Below are 17,862 nucleotides of genomic sequence, written 5' to 3'. Positions count from 1 at the left end.
TCACGGCATCGAAACGGGCAATGCTGCACCCGCGAAGAAAATTCTTAACTTCTTGTCACACGAAGTTCAATTTCCTCATGCTGCCAGAAATCAAAATAGTTGCCGCTACGGAATAAGACCGTTTCTGAAAGCGATTGCGACAATGTGCTGCCGGTTCTTCGCCCTCAGCTTGTCCTGGATGCTGTTCATATACCAGTCGACGGTATGGTTGGAGATCACCAGCAGGCGGCTGATCTCGATCGACGTCATGCCTTCGGCCAGGTGGCTCAGCACCTCCATCTCGCGCTTAGTCAGTTTCGCATCGACCTTGGTGGCTTCCTCCAGCGATTTCGCCTCGTCGCGCAGCTCCAGAAGCCGCCAGAACGTCTTCCTGGCCACCGCATCGAAGAGCGAAAGCTCCGTCGGTGACAAATCGACGGCATCGCCGCCGATAGTCATGCTGCCGAGCAGGCCATTGCGTCCGTGAATAGGAAAGATGTAGCCGTCGACCAGCCCGTTGGCACGGGCATCCGCCATCATCTGCTCCATGCGCCGCCGTAACGGATCGCTCTTGAGCGCGGTCACGGCGTCGCGCCAGCGGAAGGGCCGCTGCGCCCGGCTGAGATGCCGCGCAACCGGATCGACAAGCATATAGCGCTTGTTTTCATAGGTCAGCGGCCATTTTTCGGGCCAGCGGCCAGCAAGAATAAAACTCGCAAGCTCGATATTCGGCCGGGGCTGCCGCAGCAGGCCGTAGAAATCGAACTTGTAGGAACGGAGCACCACCTCGAGTTCGGACACGACATTCTTGGCTAGCTTGCATTCTTCGATGACTACAAGCAGCTGTAACAACGAATGGATATTCACATCTACCTCTTGGCTTCGCAGCCTGAATTGCTGGCGCGCTGACATCCAGAACGGTGTCCCGCCTCGTCCAAAGCGCATCCAATTGCCGGCAACATACTCAGCTCGGCACAAAATTGAACGTACTTGGCGAAATTTTTATCATTCAACCTTGGATGGCAGATCTTGCGCGATGTGGCAATGCGACGCCAAGGCAGCATCAAACTCTCACACTTTAAACAAAACCGATAGCGTCAACTTAAAAAGTGCGCGCGTATGACGCGAAAATTCGCGTTAAAAAACAGCGTCAGATTCCGTTAATCGCCGGTTCAGGTAGCGATCTGTAGCATCCGAGCATTCCGAGTTTTGCCGATGCAAAGAGGGTGCCAGACGTGTCACTGTTCAAAGTCTATGCGAGAGCCCTGAAGTATCTTGGCGCGTACCGATACCGCGTGTGGATGGTCGTGATCGCAAACATCGCGTTGGCGATGACCACCATTTACGAACCGGTTCTGTTCGGCCGTATCTTCGACGCCATTGCCAAGAAAGAAGCCGTCACGCCGACCATGGTGCTGTGGGCGAGCTTCGCCGTCTTCAGTGCCGTCGCTTTCATCGTGGTGTCCCGCGAGGCGGATCGTCTCGCGCATGGCCGCCGCGCCTCCCTGCTGACCGAAGCATTCGGCCGCATCATCTCGATGCCGCTGTCCTGGCATAGCCAGCGCGGCACGGCGAGCGCGCTGAACACGCTGCTGCGCGCCTGCGAAGCGCTGTTCGGCCTGTGGCTCGAATTCATGCGCAACCATTTGTCGACCGCCGTGGCGCTCGTCATCATGATCCCGACTGCCATGTCGATGGATCTGCGCCTGTCCGCAGTGCTCATCCTGCTCGGCGTCTTCTACTGGTTCATCGGCCGCCTGGTCATGAGCCGCACGAAGGACGGCCAGACCTCGGTCGAAAGCCACTACAATACCGTCTTCTCGCATGTCAGCGACTCGATCAGCAACGTCTCGGTGCTGCACAGCTACAACCGCATCGAAGCTGAAACCAAGGCGCTGAAGTCCTTCACTGAACGCCTGCTGGCCGCCCAGTATCCGGTTCTTGACTGGTGGGCTCTTGCCGGCGCGCTGAACCGTACGGCTTCGACCGTTGCCATGATGGCGATCCTGATGATCGGTACCGTTCTCGTTCAGGACGGCAGCCTGAGCCTTGGCGCGCTGATCACCTTCATCGCCTTCGCCAACGTGTTGATCGGCCGCCTGGAGCAGCTGCGCAACTTCGCAAACCAGATTTTCGAGGCTCGCGCCAAGCTCGTAGACTTCTACTCGCTGGAAGATTCGGTCCGCGACCGCGAAGAGCCTGCTGGCCTGGCCGAGATCAAGGACGTCAAGGGCGAAGTGGAGTTCCGCGATGTATCCTTCGGCTTCGCCAATACCTCGCAGGGCCTGCACGACATCTCCTTCAAGGTGAAGGCTGGCCAGACCGTCGCCATCGTCGGCCCGACCGGTGCCGGCAAGACGACGCTCGTCAACCTGCTGCAGCGCGTCTTCGACCCGCAGAAGGGCCAGATCCTCGTCGACGGTCACGACATCACCAAGGTGACGCGCAAGTCGCTGCGCCGCTTCATCGCCACCGTGTTCCAGGATGCCGGTCTGCTGAACCGCTCGATCAGCGACAACATCTGCCTCGGCCGCGAAGGTGCTACGCAGGAAGAAATGATCCGTGCAGCCCAGGCCGCCGCCGCCAACGACTTCATCGAAACCCGCGAAAGCGGCTACGATACCCGCGTCGGCGAGCGTGGCAACAAGCTCTCTGGTGGTGAACGCCAGCGTATCGCGATCGCCCGCGCCATCCTGAAGGATGCGCCGATCCTGGTGCTCGACGAAGCCACGAGTGCGCTTGACGTCGAAACCGAAAACCGGGTCAAGGCGGCGATCGACAACCTGCGCCAGAACCGCACGACCTTCATCATTGCGCACCGACTGTCGACGGTACGCGAGGCCGATATGGTTCTCTTCCTCGACAACGGCCGCATTATCGAGAACGGCAGCTTCAACGAGCTCAGCCAGAGCAACGGCCGTTTCGCCGCCCTGCTGCGCGCCAGCGGCATCCTGACGGACGAAGAAGTCCGCAAGGCGCACACGACGGAACACGAAGCCGCCTGATCTTCGCAAGGGGCCTAAATGGAAGCCGGGAGAGCGATGCTCTCCCGGCTTTTTGCTTGCCCAGTTCTTGGCTGCGTCGCCGCCTTGCCAAAACCATTCCGTAACATCCACACTGGAATGGCGGAAAGCAGACACGCAGATGCAAGAAAGGCCCGGCGGGAAAACCGGGCCTTTCCGTTTTCTGATCGGAGGTCAATACGGCTGGGCGCCACCAGGAGTTAACATCGGTACCCAACCGAGATCGGATCAGAACTTGCGCTCGAAACGGAGGACGCCGGCCCACTGGTCGCGATCGGCAGCATCCCAATTCGTGTAGGAAACTTCCGGCTGAACCAGCAGATCCTTGACCGGACGCCAGGCAACGTTGGCGGTTGCGGCGAAGATCTTCGACTCGGTGTAGGCAACCTGGGCATTGGCCTGCAGCTTCGGAGTCAGCTGATAGCTGGCACCGGTCCAGAAGGCCCAATCGCCCCAGCCGCAATCAGCACCATTGGTCGGGCAGGCCGCACGGTTGCCGTTGAGATAGGAGCCGGCATATTTGTTCAGCTTGTCGCCGTTCGTGTTCCAGCCGCCCATCAGGAAGGCCTTGAAGGCGCCGAAGTCGGCGTCGACACGAGCCTTGATGGCGCCTTCCTCGACGATGCTGTCATAGCCGCCGATGACCCGGAGGGTCCATGCCCCCGTCTTGTAGCCGGCACCAAGAACGACGTCCGGAGCGTAGTGGTTGCCCTTACCGGTCTGCCAGGCGCCACCATAGGAAGATGTATCGCCTGCGGAGTTGGAATCTTCCACCGAAATGACAGCCGTGAAGCCATTGCCGGCGTCATACTTGTAGGTCAGCTGGTTGAGTTCCTTCGGGCCGTCATAGATGACGTCGTCGTTGATGACGTTGCCGGCATAGCCCATGTAGGAGTTGTACTGCGAGTCAGCTTTACCGACGAGGAAGCCGCCGAGGCTGATATTGGCCCAGAGCAGCTTGGTGCTGGTCGTGTTGCCGTCGTTCCAGTCCCAGCGGATAACCGTGTTGGTCTTCAGCGGGCCGTATTCGGTGTCCGTCGCTGTGTCGACGGCGAGTTCTGCACGGGTATGCCAGAGCGTGCCGTTCTTGCTGTTGGCATTGTAGGCATCGTACCATTCACCCTCGGTACGGACGCGGCCGCCGACCTTGAGGCAGGTTTCCGTGCCCGGAATAAAGAAGTAGCCGGGGCCATAGGCATCACAAATGCGAACATATTGAAGCGGTTCCGGCTCGGCGGCCACGATGGCGTCAGCCGCCTGCGCACCCGATGCAGCTGCCAGAGCGGCGGCCGAACCGAGAAGAAGACTTCTGATATTCATAGATTACTCCAATTCAGTATCGATTGGACATGAGCTATCGCGCCGAGAGTTCGACGTCCGTACCCATTCCCGATTTTGACAATCCCCACGAATGCGCGGCCATCCCCCTTGGAAAAGCCGGCGACGCGATGGCGGCACTCCCTAAGTGCCGTCACGACGACGATATAACAATTAAATTTTGCACAACAAGATTTTGGGCACTTAAATTTCTGCCGCACCGCAGCGCAATCATTGTGCGTTGCAGAAAAATCACGTCACACTTCCTTCGCGGAAGTGTCATAAATAAATCTTGGAGGAAAATCAGATAATTGGGCCGCGCCTTATGCGTGACCCAGTGGGGCGCTCAGCGGCGCTTTGCGATATGCGCCGGCACGGCGGTCGCCGCCAGCTGTGCCTTTTCAGGCCGCTGCCCGGCAGTCTGAAGCCGCTTGCGCTCGAGATGATAGGCATAGAGGAACTGCGTGGCGGTGCCGATGACAACATAGATCGCACCAACGATGGGACTCTTGTTGGTCACATAGAGAAGAACCTGGCCGGCCATGGCGAGGATCGTACCCGCGACGAAAATATTGAGCGAATGCCGCCCGAGGATCGTCAGCGGATGATGAGCGGAACGGCGCAGAAACCGCGAAATGGACGGCACGCTGACGATCAGGTAGGCCAGCGCCAGCACATGCAGCAATCGCGGCAGCGACAGGAAGGTCTTGTCGAAACCGGTGACGACGGTCGGCAGACCCAGCGTCGCCAGGTAATCGCCGAGCACCCAGAGCTTGTCGGTAACCCAGACAAAAGAAACGAGCACATAGACGGACGCGAGTGCGATCAGCACCGGATGAGCGGGGATCTTTCCACCGCGCTTCACATGCATGCAGGCGACGAAGCCTATGACGAACAGGAATTGCCAGGACAGTGGGTTGAGGAACCAAAAGCCTTCGAGCAAGGTCGTATGGGGCGCAATGTAATAGATGCCCGACACAAGCCAGACACTGGCGGAAACCAAGAGCAGCAGCGGCGGACTCTTCGCCTCCAGCAGCATGATCAGAGGCAACATGAGAAACAGCGCTGCGTACATCGGCAGGATATTATTGTAGCCGATCTGGTGTCCAAGCGTGAGCAGCGCCGGAATGCCGCCAGCCGGATCCATGAGCAAGGCCAGAATATTCACTTCGCACAGCAGACCCTTCTGCTGGAATATCCAGGCACCGGCGATGAAAAGCACCAGCGTCACGAAGGTGGTGATCATATGCGCGGTATAGAGCGTGAAGGCGCGCTTGACCGCCTTCCATGCCATCGACAACCGGCTTCCAGGAGAAAAGCGGGTTCCATAGGCGAGACCGACCGATATGCCGGAGATCAGCACAAAGGCTTCGGCTCCGTCGGAAAAGCCGAAGTTCTTCGAGGTCATGAACTCGAAGATCTGCCCCGGCACATGGTTGATGAAGATCATGATCAGGGCCAAGGCCCTGAGGACATCCAGTCGCGTATCCCTCTGAAGCACCGGCCGCGGCAAACTGACTGGCTGTGCCGATGCCGGGCCGATATTCGCCCTTGAGTTCATCGAGATCTCCTGTTCCGACAATCAAATGCGATCGGAGCTAGAGAGTTCCTTCCCTGCACCGAACGACGACGCAAAACAGTGCAGTAAATGCCACTGTCCGATCGGATGCCCTCGGGATGGGCAACCGTCCGATATTACGATGACCGAGTATCCCGCCGCTTCGGGCGCTTTTGAGACGGAAGCAGAGATTTTTCCGTCTGACGGCTCAATGTCCGCCGCCAAGCTATCCCGTCATGAAGGCAGCGGCGGCTTGAGGTGAGGCCGGCCATATTGGCGCTGTTGCCGAGAATGCCTTCGATCGCGACACGATACAGCCGGCCGGCGGATCCTGTGTTGTCAGGTCCAGTCGCCACGGCGAGTCGATTCCCTTTATATTAGATATCAGCCGTAACGACAGAGGGCTCTACACGATCGCTATCGACCCGATCACGATCATGTGCATGGCTGACCCGACTGAGCATATCGAAGCAATACAGGCATCTTCGGTGCGATCTCGCGCACGCCCATGACGACATGGCCCATACTAAAAAGCGCAGCATCGACAATTCTGTCGGCCGCGCCCTCACCATTCGCTATTGAAGAAAATGAACTTCGAAGAGCCTTGCCGTGAGACGGTCAAACCCGCCTCCCCGCAAACGCTCTTCGATCAGATCACGAAGCCTAAGACAATCGCCGCTACGAACAGAAACGCCGCTGAAAACAGGACAACGTTAACCGCTGTCTGTATCTTGTGCCGCGTCTTAACGGTTCGCTTGGAACCGTCGAACTGATTCACATGCGTATTCGATATGCCCAAATTCGCCATGTGTTGCCTCCGTTCGTTCTTCTTATGTGTCTCTGATCGAGCTTCGAACAGACATTCACACAATTCCTATCAATTAGGTAGAGATGAATTTCTGTCCAGCAGCACGCTCGAGAAAAAATAAACCACTGGGTTGCAAGGGCTCATAAGATCGGCAAAAACCAAATCAGCAGAGAATGCGGCGAGCCCAAATCAAACTGCGCTCTATGGCGCTCGTATCGGCCGCCTGCTCTTCGGCAGAGCCGGCCTGGCGGCGGCACTTTTCATCGGAAAGAGAGGCAGACCGCACACCGTCCTGCTTCGCCGGGACCGGCGGATGAAGATAGCCCATGGTCATGCCACCCATGAAAAACATGCCTGCCTCCACTCGCGTGTGACCCATGTTTGGGATCACGAAAGTTAACCGCCATTAACGAGATCATGACAGAATTGCGGCAGGTGTCAATAGTCTATACGATTGGTCGTGTTTCGGTGGCTCGTCCGTTAAGCAATTCCAGGAGAAGCGCACGGAGGTTCTTCCGTCCAGAATTGCATTAAAACAAACGGTTAAAGCGGCTCGGCGATTCCCGTGAAACCCTGAGCCGCTCTAACCTGACAAGCCGCCGGAAATCATCCGCTCAGGCGCGGACGAAGCCTTTGCTGGCAACCATGAGATTGCGCGTGTAGTCTTCCTTGACGTCGCCCGCCGCCAGCTCTTTCGCTGTCAGTCTCTCGACGACCGCGCCGTTGCGCATGACCGCCAGGCGTTCGCACATATGGGTGACGACGCCGAGATCGTGGCTCACCATCACGAATGTCAGCTGACGATCCCTGCGCACCTGTTCGAGCAGATTGAGCACTTCGGCCTGCACCGAGGCATCCAGCGCCGAGGTCGGCTCGTCGAGTAGCAGGATGGAGGGCTCGACAATCAGCGCCCGCGCAATGGCGACGCGCTGACGCTGGCCGCCGGAGAGCTGATGCGGATAGCGGAAGCGGAAGCCGGTCCCCAGGCCCACTTCGTCGAGCGCCCTGGCAATCCGTGTTTCGCTGTCGCCGATCCCGTGGATCGCCAGCGGCTCCAGCAGCAGACGGTCGATCGTCTGGCGCGGATGCAAGGAACCGTAAGGATCCTGGAACACCATCTGCACCTGGCTATAAAAGACCTTGCTGCGCCTTGAGCCCTTCAACTGCTCGTCGCCGACGCGGATGGTGCCATCGGTAACGGGCGCAAGGCCCGCGACGGCACGCAGCAGCGTCGACTTGCCGGAGCCGGATTCACCGACCAGACCGAAGGATTCGCCCTTGTTCACATCGACACTGACAGCATCGAGGGCATAGTAACCGTCATAGACGACGCTGAGGCCATCAACCGCAAGCGCCGCCATCATGCCGCCCACTCCGGTTTACGGTCGAGAACCGGCAACGGATGACGATTCTCCCCGATCACGGGCATGCAGCTCAGCAGACCACGCGTGTAGGGGTGCTGGGCATTGTTGAGCTCGGAAGCCTTGATTTCCTCCACGACCTTGCCTGCATACATGACGAGCACTCGATCGCAGAAGGAGGAAACCAGCCGCAGGTCGTGCGACACGAAAATCAGTCCCATGCCGCGCTCCGACACCAGCTTGTCCATGATTTTGAGAACGTCGAGCTGCACTGTCACGTCCAGCGCCGAGGTCGGCTCGTCGGCGATCAGCAGTTCCGGCCCGGCGATCAGCATCATGGCGATCATGACGCGCTGTCCCATGCCGCCCGAAACCTCGTGCGGATGCAAGTCGTAGACACGGCCGGGATCACGGATCTGCACGGCTTCGAGCATAGCCAGCGCACGGTCACGCGCCTCCGCCTTGCTCACCTTCTCATGCGTGCGCAGCGTCTCGGTGATCTGCTTGCCGATTGTCATCACAGGATCGAGCGAATATTTCGGATCCTGCAGCACCATGGCGATGCGCTTGCCACGCAGCGACCGCCGCTCCCTGGCGGAAATCGACAGAAGGTCCATGCCGCTGAAATTCAGCTTGTCGGCACTGACGAGCGCATGCGGCGGGGTCAGCCCCATGATGGCTCGGCCCGTCTGCGACTTGCCGGAGCCGCTTTCGCCGACGATCCCGAGCCTTTCGCGGCCGAGTGTGAATGATACGCCCCGCACCGCTTCGATGATACCTGTGCGCGTCGGATAGCGGACCCTGAGGTTTTCGACTGTCAGCAGCGTTGTCATTGGCCGCTCTCCTTCGGATCGAGCGCGTCGCGCAGGCCGTCGCCAAGCAGGTTGAAGCCGAGGCTGACGATCAGGATCGCGATGCCGGGCATAGCCGCCACCCACCATTGATCGAGATAGTATTTGAAGCCGCTGGCGATCATGACCCCCCATTCGGGCAAGGGCGGCTGCGCGCCAAGACCGAGGAAACCGAGACCAGCCGCGGTCAGGATTACGCCCGCCATATCGAGCGTGACGCGCACGATCACCGAGGAAATGCACAGCGGCATGATGTGGCGGAAGATGATGCGCAGGGGCGAGGCACCCATAAGCTGTACGGCGGCGATATAATCCGAGTGCCGCACAGTCATCGTTTCCGCACGCGCCAAGCGCGCATAGGGCGGCCAGGAGGTGATGGCGATCGCGATGATGGCGTTTTCGATGCCTGCCCCGAGTGCGCCGGCGAAGGCAAGCGCCAGCACCAGCTTCGGGAAGGCAAGGAAGATATCTGTGATCCGCATCAGTATGGTATCGGTCCAGCCGCCGAGATAGCCGGAGATCATGCCGATGATCAGGCCAACCGGCGCCGATATGATCGCAACCAGAACGACGATATAGAGCGTCCAACGCGAACCGTAGATGAGGCGCGAAAGAATATCGCGCCCGAGGTCGTCTGTGCCGAGAAGATAGCCCGGCGTGCCGGGCGGCTTCAGATAGGCATTGGTCAGATCGCCGATGACGGGCGAGTGAGGTGCGATGACATCGGCAAGCGCCGCGATGAGTACGAGCGCGATGATGATCAGCAGGCCGACAACGGCGAGGCGATTGGCGGAAAACTGCCGCCATGTGACATAAGCACGCCCGAGTCTTGCCTGTCTGCGCGACTGTGGCCGGTCGGACAGCAGCCAGTCCCGCAAGCTGGGTTGGATGGTCTCAGCCGTCATTTACGTCGAGTCCTTGGATCGAGAGTCCGATACAGGAGATCGGAAATCAGGTTGATGCCGATGAAAACCGTGCCGACGACGATGGTGCCGCCGAGGACGGCGTTCATATCGGCATTGCGCAGCGAGCTGGTGATGTAGAAGCCGATGCCCGGCCAGGAGAAGACGATCTCCGTCAGCACCGAACCCTCGAGCAATCCAGCATAGGAAAGCGCGATCACCGTGATCAACGGTACCATGGCGCTGCGCAGGGCATGTCCCCAGATCACCCGCGTCTCGGAAAGGCCCTTGGCCCGGGCGGCCACGACATATTCCTGGCCCAGCTCGTTCAGCATGAAGCTGCGCGTCATGCGGCTGATATAGGCGAGCGAGAAATAGCCAAGCAGCGACGCCGGCAGGATGATATGGCGGAAGACGTCCCAGAAGACGTCCCACTGGCCCTGCATGGCGCTGTCGAGCAGGAAGAAGCCCGTGATTGGCGTGAAGGTATATTCGAACGCGATGTCGATGCGGCCGGGATAGGCCACCCAGTTCAGCTTCGCATAGAAGATGACGAGCGAAACCATGGCCAGCCAGAAGACCGGCACGGAATAGCCGACAAGGCCGATGACACGGACGATCTGATCGATGAAGCTGTTGCGGCGCACTGCAGCGAGAACGCCGAAGGGAACGCCGAACACGGCGCCGATGATCGTGCCGACGGTCGCAAGCTCCATCGTCGCCGGGAAGACGCGCTTGATGTCGTCCATGACGGCATTGGTGGTCAGCACTGACGTGCCGAAATCGCCGCTCAAGGCGCTCAACAGATAGTAATAGAACTGCAGATAGAGCGGTTGGTCGAGATGCATCTCGCGCCGCAGGCGTTCCAGCACTTGCTGTGGCGCGTGGTCGCCGGCGATCGCCAGCGCCGGATCGATCGGAATGACGCGCCCGATGAAGAAGGTAACGGCGAGAAGGCCAAGATAAGTGGTGACTGCCACGACCAGGAATCGCAGCAGCCCCATGAAAATCGGAGCGGCACGGCCCTTCTTGGGCCGCACCTGCCTTTTACGTTCGACAGTGTTCAAAAGACTAATCCTGCCGGATCATCACTTCGAGATCGGCCAGACGAAGTTGTTGTCGAAGCTCGGGCCGAGCTTGAAATCCTTCACGTCCTTGCGATAGCCGGCGACTTCCGTCTGCTGATACAGGATGACGAAGGGGCTCGCTTCCATGAACTTCTTCTCGATGTCCTGATACATGGCGCCGCGCTTGGCCGCATCGCCTTCGAAGAGAGCAGCCTTAGCCAGCTTCTCCAGCTCCGGCGCCGTCCAGGTGTTACGCCAGACGAGCGTCTTGTTCGTGCTGGTATCGGAGTTGTCGTCGTTGGTCGTGAAGGTATCGGCGTTGGAATGGGGATCCCAATAGTCCGGGCCCCAGTTGCCAAAATAGATGTCGTGATTACGGGCGCGATACTTGGTCAGCTTCTGCTTGCCGTCGCCGGGGATGATCTCCACCTTGATGCCGGCTTGGCCGAGCGTCTGCTGGATCGCCGTAGCGATGCTCGTGTCCGGCTCGATGCTGCGCACGTCCATCGTGATCGAGAAGCCGTTCGGCAGACCTGCCTTGGCCAGCAATTCCTTGGCCTTGGCGACGTCGAGCTTGAACGGGTTCTCGTCCAGCGAACCGAGCATGCCCTTCGGCTCGAAGGTCTGGTGGATCTCGCCGATGCCCTTGATCAGCGTCTTGCCGATGGCGTCGTAATCGACCAGGGACTTGAACGCTTGCTGAACTTCCGGCTTGGCAAGGTTCGCATTCTTCTGGTTGAGGCTCATATAGTAGATCGTGCCCTTGGGCGCGCTGGTCGAAGCGAGCTTCGGGTTCTTCTCGATGGCCGTGAGGTCGGTCGGCGAGAGATTGCGGGCGATATCGATATCACCGTTCTCAAGCGCCAGGCGCTGTGCGGAGCTTTCCTTCATGAAGCGATAGATGACGCGGTTCAGCTTCGTCTTTTCGCCGTAGTAGTTGTCGTTGCGCTCCAGCACGACGGCTTCGTTGGCGCGCCACTCGCGCAGCTTGAACGGGCCTGAACCGGCAAAACCGGTCTTCATCCAGCCATTGCCGAAATCGTTGTCATATTTGTAGTCGGCAGACGGCGTTACCGGCTTCACATGCTGCATGACCAGCTTCTTGTCGACCACTTCGGCGACGGTTGCCGTCAGGCAGTTCAGCACGAAGCTCGGCGCGTAGGGCTTGTCGACGGTAAAGACGAAGGTGTTCGGATCGGTCGCCTTGGCCTTTTCCGTCACGTTGCCGCCGTTGATGCCGAACTGGGTGAGAATGAAGGCCGGGCTCTTGTCGAGCTTGACGACACGCTCGAAGGACCATGCAACGTCGTCGGCGGTGATCGGATTGCCGGACGCGAATTTCAGGCCGGGCTTCAGCTTGAACGTATAGGTCAGGTGATCATCGGAGACGGACCAGCTCTCGGCAAGGTCACCCTTGATCTTGGAGGTATCGTTGATGTCGAGGCGCACGAGCAGGCTGTAGGTGTTGCCAGTGATTTCGGCAGCGGACAGCTCGTAGGCTTCGGCCGGGTCCATGCTCAGAATATCGTCGAAGGCGAAGCCTTCGACCAGCGTATCCTTGGGCGTCGCAGCGTATGCGTTCGGCGCCGCCATCAGCAGAAGCGAGAGAGCCACGCCGGCGGAAAGCGCGCGGAAACCGCTGTTCATCTTGGTAATCATTGTTTTCATTCCCCTCTTAATAAACTTTACGCAATATCAGGACGCACTTGATCGGCTGCCTTCCTTCCAAGCGGACGCGAGGACGCGAAGCCAGTTCTCCTTGCACAGCTTTACAAGATCGGCCTCACCATAGCCAACCTTCCGAAGGGCGGCAATCAGGTTTTGGTTACCCGCAGCATCGCCGATTTCGGCGGGAATCGTCGCGCCGTCGAAGTCTGATCCAAGGCCGACGCAGTCGATGCCGACGCGTCCCACTAAATGGTCCACATGCCGCACCATTGCTTCGAGCGGCGTATCGGCATCCGAGCGCGCATCCTCGCGCAGCATGGCCGTCGCATAGTTGAGGCCGACGATGCCGTGGCTCTCCTTGATGGCGTCGAGCTGCCTGTCGGTGAGGTTACGCGCAACCGGCGTCAGGGCATGGGCATTGGAATGGCTGGCAACCAGCGGCTGGTCCGTAGTCTTGGCCACATCCCAGAAGCCCTTCTCGGTGATGTGGGCGAGATCGACAAGGATGCCGAGCCGATTGCACGCACGCACGAGCGCGAAGCCGACCTCCGTCAGGCCCGGTCCGGTGTCCGGAGAACTCGGATAGGCGAAAGGCACGCCATGGGCAAAGACATTGTTCCGGCTCCAGACGGGGCCGAGCGAGCGCAGGCCGGCGGCATAGAAGGTTTCGAGCGCTGCGAGATCGGCATCGATGGCTTCGCAGCCTTCCATATGCATCACGGCTGCGAAGACGCCCTTTTCCATGCAATCGCGGATTTCCGCGGTGGAGCGGCAGAGCTTCCAGGCACCGGCACGATCAAGCCGCAAGGCAATCGCTGCCATTTCCAGCGCGATGTCGAGCGACGGCGCCCGCTCCAGGGGAGCGGAAAGCGGCGTTGCGTAATGACCATTGCCGTCCGGATCGGCGAAGACGAGATCGCCGGAGGGGATGTAGATGGCACAGAGACCACCGACCAGCCCGCCGGCGCGGGCCCGCGGCGCATCGATATGGCCGCTAGATATCCCGTCCCTGAACTCGGCGATCGGATCGGCGCCATCGCGCGCATGATGCCACAGTCTCAGCAGGACGTCGTTATGACCATCGAATACGGATTGCATCGTCTACCCTGGATAGGCACCCCGATGGGGGAGCGAATGGAAAGTGGCAGAATAGAAAAGCTGACAGGATTCGCCATACCCAAATGAAAAAAATTTGCATTTGCATGGAATGGCCCATTCAAACAGAAAAGGCGGGGTAAAAACCCCGCCTTGAGAGCATGTCCAGGAAAAGTGCGCAGCGGTTTTCCGTCCGGAATGCGTAAAGAAACAAGGAAATAGAGCATTTTCGCGATTCGAGGAAAAAGCGGAAATGCTCTAGATCGCTGACGATGTGTCGGGCATTTCAGCGTTTGGCGCGCTTCTTCTGGCGGTAGACGTCGATGGCGACGGCAGCGATGATGATGACGCCCTTGGCGATTTCCTGGTAATAGGCGTCGACGTTCAGGAAGGTGAAGCCGGAGATCATCACGCCGAGGATGATCGTGCCGATCACCGTGCCGGCGATGCGCCCGACGCCGCCGGTGAGCGAGGTGCCGCCGATGACAGCCGCTGCGATAGCGTCCAATTCATATGTCACGCCCATGCCGGCCTGCGCCGTCTGGACGCGGGCTGCCGTAATGATGCCGGCAAGGCCTGCCAGAAGCCCGGCAATTGCATAGACCTTGACCAGATGTCCCTCGACATTGATGCCCGAGACGCGCGCCGCCTGCACATTGGCACCGATCGCGTAGGTGAACTTGCCGTAGCGCGTGTAGCGCAGCACGATATGGAAAACGACCGCGATGATCAGAAAGACGACGACGGGCCAGATGCCGGAGCCGATGAAATTGAACTGATCGGTCAAGCCCGAGATCGGCTGGCCCTTGGTGTAGAGCTTCGACAGGCCGCGCGCCGAGACCATCATGCCGAGCGTGGCGATGAAGGGTGGAATTTTCGTGCGGGTAATGAGCTGGCCGTTGATATAGCCCGCAACGAGGCCGATCAGCAAACCGATGCCGATCGGAACGAAGAAGGGCATGTCGGTCAGCGCCGGATAGACGGCCCGTGCCCAGGTGGAAGACTGAGCGAAGCTGGCCGCCACCATGGCCGTCAGGCCGACGACGGAACCCGACGATAGGTCGATGCCGCCTGTAATGATGACCTGTGTCACGCCGACGGAGATGATGCCGATGACGGAGACCTGCAGGATCATGATCTTCAGGCGCTGCAGGTTCATCAGGAAGCTCTGGCCGACGAAGATCCAGCCGAGGATTTCACAGAGGAGCGCGATGCCGATCAGCACGAGGAAGATGCCGAGTTCCGGGGGAACGCGGCGCCGTCTAGGACGAGTCAGTGCCGGTGCGGCCGCCTCTGCAACTTTGCTAACCATGGTTCAATCCTCCCTTGCGATGATTGGCGGCGTCACTGCGCGGCCAGTTCCATCACCTTCACTTGAGTTGCGTCCGCGCGATCCAGGAAACCGGTCACCCGTCCTTCGTGCATCACCATGATGCGGTCGCTCATTCCGAGCACCTCGGGCATTTCCGACGAGATCATGATGACGGCGACGCCGTTGCGCGCCATTTCGGTGACGAGGCGATGGATTTCCGCCTTTGCGCCGACGTCGATACCGCGCGTCGGCTCATCCAGTATCAGAATGCGCGGGTTGGTGAGCATCCACCGCCCGATCAGCGCCTTCTGCTGATTGCCGCCGGAAAGGTTTTCGATGCGCTCATCGAGATTAGGCGTCTTGACGCGCAGCTTCTTCGCCATCTCCTCGCAGGCCTGCTCGATCGGCCCCTCCTGCACGAAGCCGCCGCGCACGAACTTGTCGTGCAGGACCGCAACCTGCATGTTCTCAAGCACGCTGAGGATGAGAAGACAGCCAGTATCCTTGCGGTCTTCTGTCAGGAACGCCATACGGTGGCGGATCGCGTCGGCCGGCGAGGAAATCTCGGCCATCTTGCCGAAGAGCTGGATCGTGCCTGACGATGCGGGCGTCACGCCGAAAATGGTCTCGGCGACATTCGACCGACCGGAGCCGACCAGCCCGGCAACGCCGAGAATTTCGCCGGCCCTGACATCGAAGGAAACATTCGAAAACACGCCGTCGAGGCTGAGATCCTTGACCGAAAGGACGGTATCGCCGATCGGCACCTCTTCCTTCGGGAACATCTGCGTGATCTCACGGCCGACCATCATGCGGATTATATCGTCGCGCGTGACATCGGTGGAGGCATGAGTGCCTATATATTTGCCGTCGCGGAACACCGAGAATTCGTCGGCGATTTCGAACAGCTCGTTCATCTTGTGGGTGATGTAGACGATGCCGATGCCCTGGGCGCGCAGATCGCGGATGATCTGGAAGAGATGGGCCACCTCGCGCTCGGTCAGGGCCGAGGTCGGTTCATCCATGATCAGCACGTCGGAATTGTAGGAAACCGCCTTGGCGATTTCGACCATCTGCCTGTTGGCAACTGAAAGCTCGCGCACCTGGATTTCAGGATCGATGGAAATATTCAGGCGGTGGAAGAGTTCCTCGGTCTTGCGCCTCATCTCCGTATGATCGACGAAGCCGAAACGGTTCTTCGGCTCACGCCGGATCCAGATATTCTCTGCGACCGTCATATAGGGCATCAGGTTGAGTTCCTGATGGATCATCGCGATGCCGTTTTCCAGCGCATCGAGCGGCGACTTCAGCCGGATCTCGACGCCCTTGAGGCGCACCTCGCCCTGGTCGGGAATATAGATGCCGGCAAGGATCTTCATCAGCGTAGACTTGCCCGCGCCATTTTCGCCCATCAGCGCATGCACCGTTCCGCGCTTCAGGTGAAAGGAAACGTCGTCGAGGGCCAGCACGCCGGGAAATTCCTTGCGGATGCTTTCCGCGCTCAGCAGATAGGCGGCATTCGGAACAACGCCGCTGGCGCGCACCGCCGCCATGGTGGATGGGCTCACAACCATTTTTCCCTCCCGGGCAGATCGGATTTATGAGGATGCGGGCTCAAATGCCCGCATCCGTCGATCATCAAGCGATCAGTTCTTCTTCACGAAGTCCTTGACGTTTGTCGGCGTCACGAGCTGGAAGGGAATATAGACCTTTTTGTCGATCTTATCGCCCTTGGCGAGCTTCAGCGCGGCATCGACCGCGCCCTTGCCCTGACCGGCAGCATCCTGGAACACGGTGACCTTCAGGTCGCCTGCCTGCATGGCGGCAAGCGCGTCCTGCGTTGCATCGACGCCCGCAACGACAATCTTGTCCATTGGCTTGCCGGCAGCCTTCAACGCCTGGATGGCGCCGATCGCCATTTCGTCGTTGTTGGAGATGACCGCATCGAATTCGAGACCGCTGGAGAGCCAGTTGGTCATCAGGTCGGCGCCCTGGGTACGCTGCCAGTTTGCAGTCTGCTCCTGAACGATCTTGATACCCTTGCACCCGTCAGTGGCCAGAACGTCATGAACGTCCTTCGTACGCATGCGGGCGGCCTGGTTGGACAATTCGCCCATCATGACAACGGCCTTGCCCTTGCCGCCGAGGATTCGGCATACTTCCTTGGCTTCCAGAGTGCCGGATTCCTGCTCGTTGGATGCGACGAAAGCCTGCTTGTCCGGAAGGCTGTCGACGTTTGCCGGCTCGCGGTTGACGTAGATCAGTGGGATCTTGGCGTCAGCAGCCAGCTTGGACATGGCAGCCGTTGCATCGGTATCGACCGGGTTGACGATGATGGCATCGACCTTACTGGCGATAAAGTTCTGGATCTGGCTCTGCTGCTTGGCAATGTCGTTCTGAGCGTCTTCGACCTGCAGCGTCACGCCATTCATGCCCTTCGCATAGTCCTGCATACCGTTGCGCAGAACGGTCAGGAAGTTGTCGTCGAACAGCGCCATCGACACGCCGACGGTTTGGGCATGAGCCGTGGTCGACAACAGAAGTGCCATCGCCGAACCAAGAATGAATTTCTTCATGTTTTCCTCCCAGATACGGTGCCCGGCCACACCCCTCCTAAATGCCGGAGCCCCCGGTCTCGACCGTGGGGCCTGTCATCAATTCGGTCGGCACTCCCATGACGACCACATTGAAAAAACGGAACAAACAAACCGTAAAATTCCAAGTACGGAATATTCATTCCATTTTTTATAGCAAAGGTCAATACTAAATTCGGGCCGCATTGCCGAAGGCGAAAAAGACGGATTTCTGGCGGGCGCTAGTGCAAGTATCGGCCGCCGAACCTACATACCGGCACCCTGCCCAATGAAACGGTTATTCCATCGCCATAGGAACGGGGTAGAATGCGACTGATCCCGGCCGCC

General features: G+C 59.2%; 14 protein-coding genes. 1 reads left to right on the top strand and 13 read right to left on the bottom strand.

Annotated features, from left to right (window positions below; translation table 11 throughout):
- Positions 1 to 105: 105 nt before the first annotated feature.
- Positions 106 to 846, bottom strand: a complete 741-nt coding sequence (locus GA0061102_RS18165) for a helix-turn-helix transcriptional regulator (protein ID WP_092851824.1) — start codon at positions 844 to 846, stop codon at positions 106 to 108.
- A 368-nt stretch (positions 847 to 1,214) separates the two neighbouring features.
- Here GA0061102_RS18165 and GA0061102_RS18160 point away from each other — a divergent pair, with 368 nt between their 5' ends.
- A complete protein-coding gene (locus GA0061102_RS18160) occupies positions 1,215 to 2,984 on the top strand; it encodes a glucan ABC transporter ATP-binding protein/ permease (RefSeq protein ID WP_092851823.1) in 1,770 nt (589 codons plus the stop codon).
- A 246-nt stretch (positions 2,985 to 3,230) separates the two neighbouring features.
- Here GA0061102_RS18160 and GA0061102_RS18155 read toward each other — a convergent pair whose 3' ends face one another.
- The 12 genes from GA0061102_RS18155 to GA0061102_RS18100 all read right to left on the bottom strand — a co-directional run bounded on the left by GA0061102_RS18155 (position 3,231) and on the right by GA0061102_RS18100 (position 17,517).
- Entirely contained in the window at positions 3,231 to 4,322 is a 1,092-nt protein-coding gene (locus GA0061102_RS18155) for a porin (protein ID WP_092851767.1), read from the bottom strand.
- Positions 4,323 to 4,665: 343 nt separating this feature from the next.
- The gene (locus GA0061102_RS18150) at positions 4,666 to 5,769 is read right to left on the bottom strand and encodes an OpgC family protein (protein WP_425348543.1); all 1,104 of its coding nucleotides are present in this window, start codon (positions 5,767 to 5,769) and stop codon (positions 4,666 to 4,668) included.
- Positions 5,770 to 6,848: 1,079 nt separating this feature from the next.
- On the bottom strand, positions 6,849 to 7,037 hold the full coding sequence (locus tag GA0061102_RS18145) for a hypothetical protein (RefSeq protein ID WP_092851760.1): 189 nt from the start codon (positions 7,035 to 7,037) through the stop codon (positions 6,849 to 6,851).
- A gap of 262 nt (positions 7,038 to 7,299) precedes the next feature.
- Positions 7,300 to 8,049, bottom strand: coding sequence for an ABC transporter ATP-binding protein (locus GA0061102_RS18140; RefSeq protein WP_092851756.1), 750 nt, complete (start codon positions 8,047 to 8,049; stop codon positions 7,300 to 7,302).
- Positions 8,046 to 8,879 carry an ABC transporter ATP-binding protein gene (locus GA0061102_RS18135; RefSeq protein WP_092851753.1) on the bottom strand — a complete coding sequence of 278 codons (834 nt, stop codon included), beginning with the start codon at positions 8,877 to 8,879 and terminating at the stop codon, positions 8,046 to 8,048. The genes GA0061102_RS18140 and GA0061102_RS18135 overlap by 4 nt, the downstream gene beginning before the upstream one ends.
- Positions 8,876 to 9,802: an ABC transporter permease gene (locus GA0061102_RS18130; protein WP_092851751.1), complete on the bottom strand. Its 927-nt coding sequence runs from the start codon at positions 9,800 to 9,802 to the stop codon at positions 8,876 to 8,878. Before GA0061102_RS18130 ends, GA0061102_RS18135 begins: the two co-directional genes overlap by 4 nt.
- Complete coding sequence (locus tag GA0061102_RS18125; RefSeq protein ID WP_425348542.1) at positions 9,799 to 10,803, bottom strand: ABC transporter permease; 1,005 nt, start codon at positions 10,801 to 10,803, stop codon at positions 9,799 to 9,801. The genes GA0061102_RS18130 and GA0061102_RS18125 overlap by 4 nt, the downstream gene beginning before the upstream one ends.
- A gap of 84 nt (positions 10,804 to 10,887) precedes the next feature.
- On the bottom strand, positions 10,888 to 12,525 hold the full coding sequence (locus tag GA0061102_RS18120) for an ABC transporter substrate-binding protein (protein WP_092851745.1): 1,638 nt from the start codon (positions 12,523 to 12,525) through the stop codon (positions 10,888 to 10,890).
- 36 nt (positions 12,526 to 12,561) lie between these two features.
- Positions 12,562 to 13,632, bottom strand: coding sequence for a dipeptidase (locus GA0061102_RS18115; protein WP_092851741.1), 1,071 nt, complete (start codon positions 13,630 to 13,632; stop codon positions 12,562 to 12,564).
- A 283-nt stretch (positions 13,633 to 13,915) separates the two neighbouring features.
- Positions 13,916 to 14,941 carry an ABC transporter permease gene (locus GA0061102_RS18110; protein WP_004127101.1) on the bottom strand — a complete coding sequence of 342 codons (1,026 nt, stop codon included), beginning with the start codon at positions 14,939 to 14,941 and terminating at the stop codon, positions 13,916 to 13,918.
- Between the two features lie 32 nt (positions 14,942 to 14,973).
- Positions 14,974 to 16,515, bottom strand: coding sequence for a sugar ABC transporter ATP-binding protein (locus tag GA0061102_RS18105; RefSeq protein WP_092851739.1), 1,542 nt, complete (start codon positions 16,513 to 16,515; stop codon positions 14,974 to 14,976).
- A 72-nt stretch (positions 16,516 to 16,587) separates the two neighbouring features.
- Positions 16,588 to 17,517, bottom strand: coding sequence for a sugar ABC transporter substrate-binding protein (locus GA0061102_RS18100; protein WP_092851737.1), 930 nt, complete (start codon positions 17,515 to 17,517; stop codon positions 16,588 to 16,590).
- Positions 17,518 to 17,862: the final 345 nt, after the last annotated feature.

The sequence above is a fragment of the Martinezella miluonensis genome (assembly GCF_900094545.1).
In the GTDB taxonomy this organism is placed as follows: domain Bacteria; phylum Pseudomonadota; class Alphaproteobacteria; order Rhizobiales; family Rhizobiaceae; genus Rhizobium; species Rhizobium miluonense.
Note: the sequence above shows the minus strand (reverse complement) of the source record. Positions and strands in the feature narration are given on the sequence as shown.

Bases quoted from the DNA above. Each gene is read 5' to 3' on its own strand.
- GA0061102_RS18155 (WP_092851767.1), bottom strand. From the start codon at position 4,322: ATGAATATCAGAAGTCTTCTTCTCGGTTCGGCCGCCGCTCTGGCAGCT.
- GA0061102_RS18150 (WP_425348543.1), bottom strand. From the start codon at position 5,769: ATGATCTTCATCAACCATGTGCCGGGGCAGATCTTCGAGTTCATGACC.
- GA0061102_RS18145 (WP_092851760.1), bottom strand. From the start codon at position 7,037: ATGTTTTTCATGGGTGGCATGACCATGGGCTATCTTCATCCGCCGGTC.
- GA0061102_RS18140 (WP_092851756.1), bottom strand. From the start codon at position 8,049: ATGATGGCGGCGCTTGCGGTTGATGGCCTCAGCGTCGTCTATGACGGT.
- GA0061102_RS18135 (WP_092851753.1), bottom strand. From the start codon at position 8,879: ATGACAACGCTGCTGACAGTCGAAAACCTCAGGGTCCGCTATCCGACG.
- GA0061102_RS18130 (WP_092851751.1), bottom strand. From the start codon at position 9,802: ATGACGGCTGAGACCATCCAACCCAGCTTGCGGGACTGGCTGCTGTCC.
- GA0061102_RS18125 (WP_425348542.1), bottom strand. From the start codon at position 10,803: ATGGGGCTGCTGCGATTCCTGGTCGTGGCAGTCACCACTTATCTTGGC.
- GA0061102_RS18120 (WP_092851745.1), bottom strand. From the start codon at position 12,525: ATGATTACCAAGATGAACAGCGGTTTCCGCGCGCTTTCCGCCGGCGTG.
- GA0061102_RS18115 (WP_092851741.1), bottom strand. From the start codon at position 13,632: ATGCAATCCGTATTCGATGGTCATAACGACGTCCTGCTGAGACTGTGG.
- GA0061102_RS18110 (WP_004127101.1), bottom strand. From the start codon at position 14,941: ATGGTTAGCAAAGTTGCAGAGGCGGCCGCACCGGCACTGACTCGTCCT.
- GA0061102_RS18105 (WP_092851739.1), bottom strand. From the start codon at position 16,515: ATGGTTGTGAGCCCATCCACCATGGCGGCGGTGCGCGCCAGCGGCGTT.
- GA0061102_RS18100 (WP_092851737.1), bottom strand. From the start codon at position 17,517: ATGAAGAAATTCATTCTTGGTTCGGCGATGGCACTTCTGTTGTCGACC.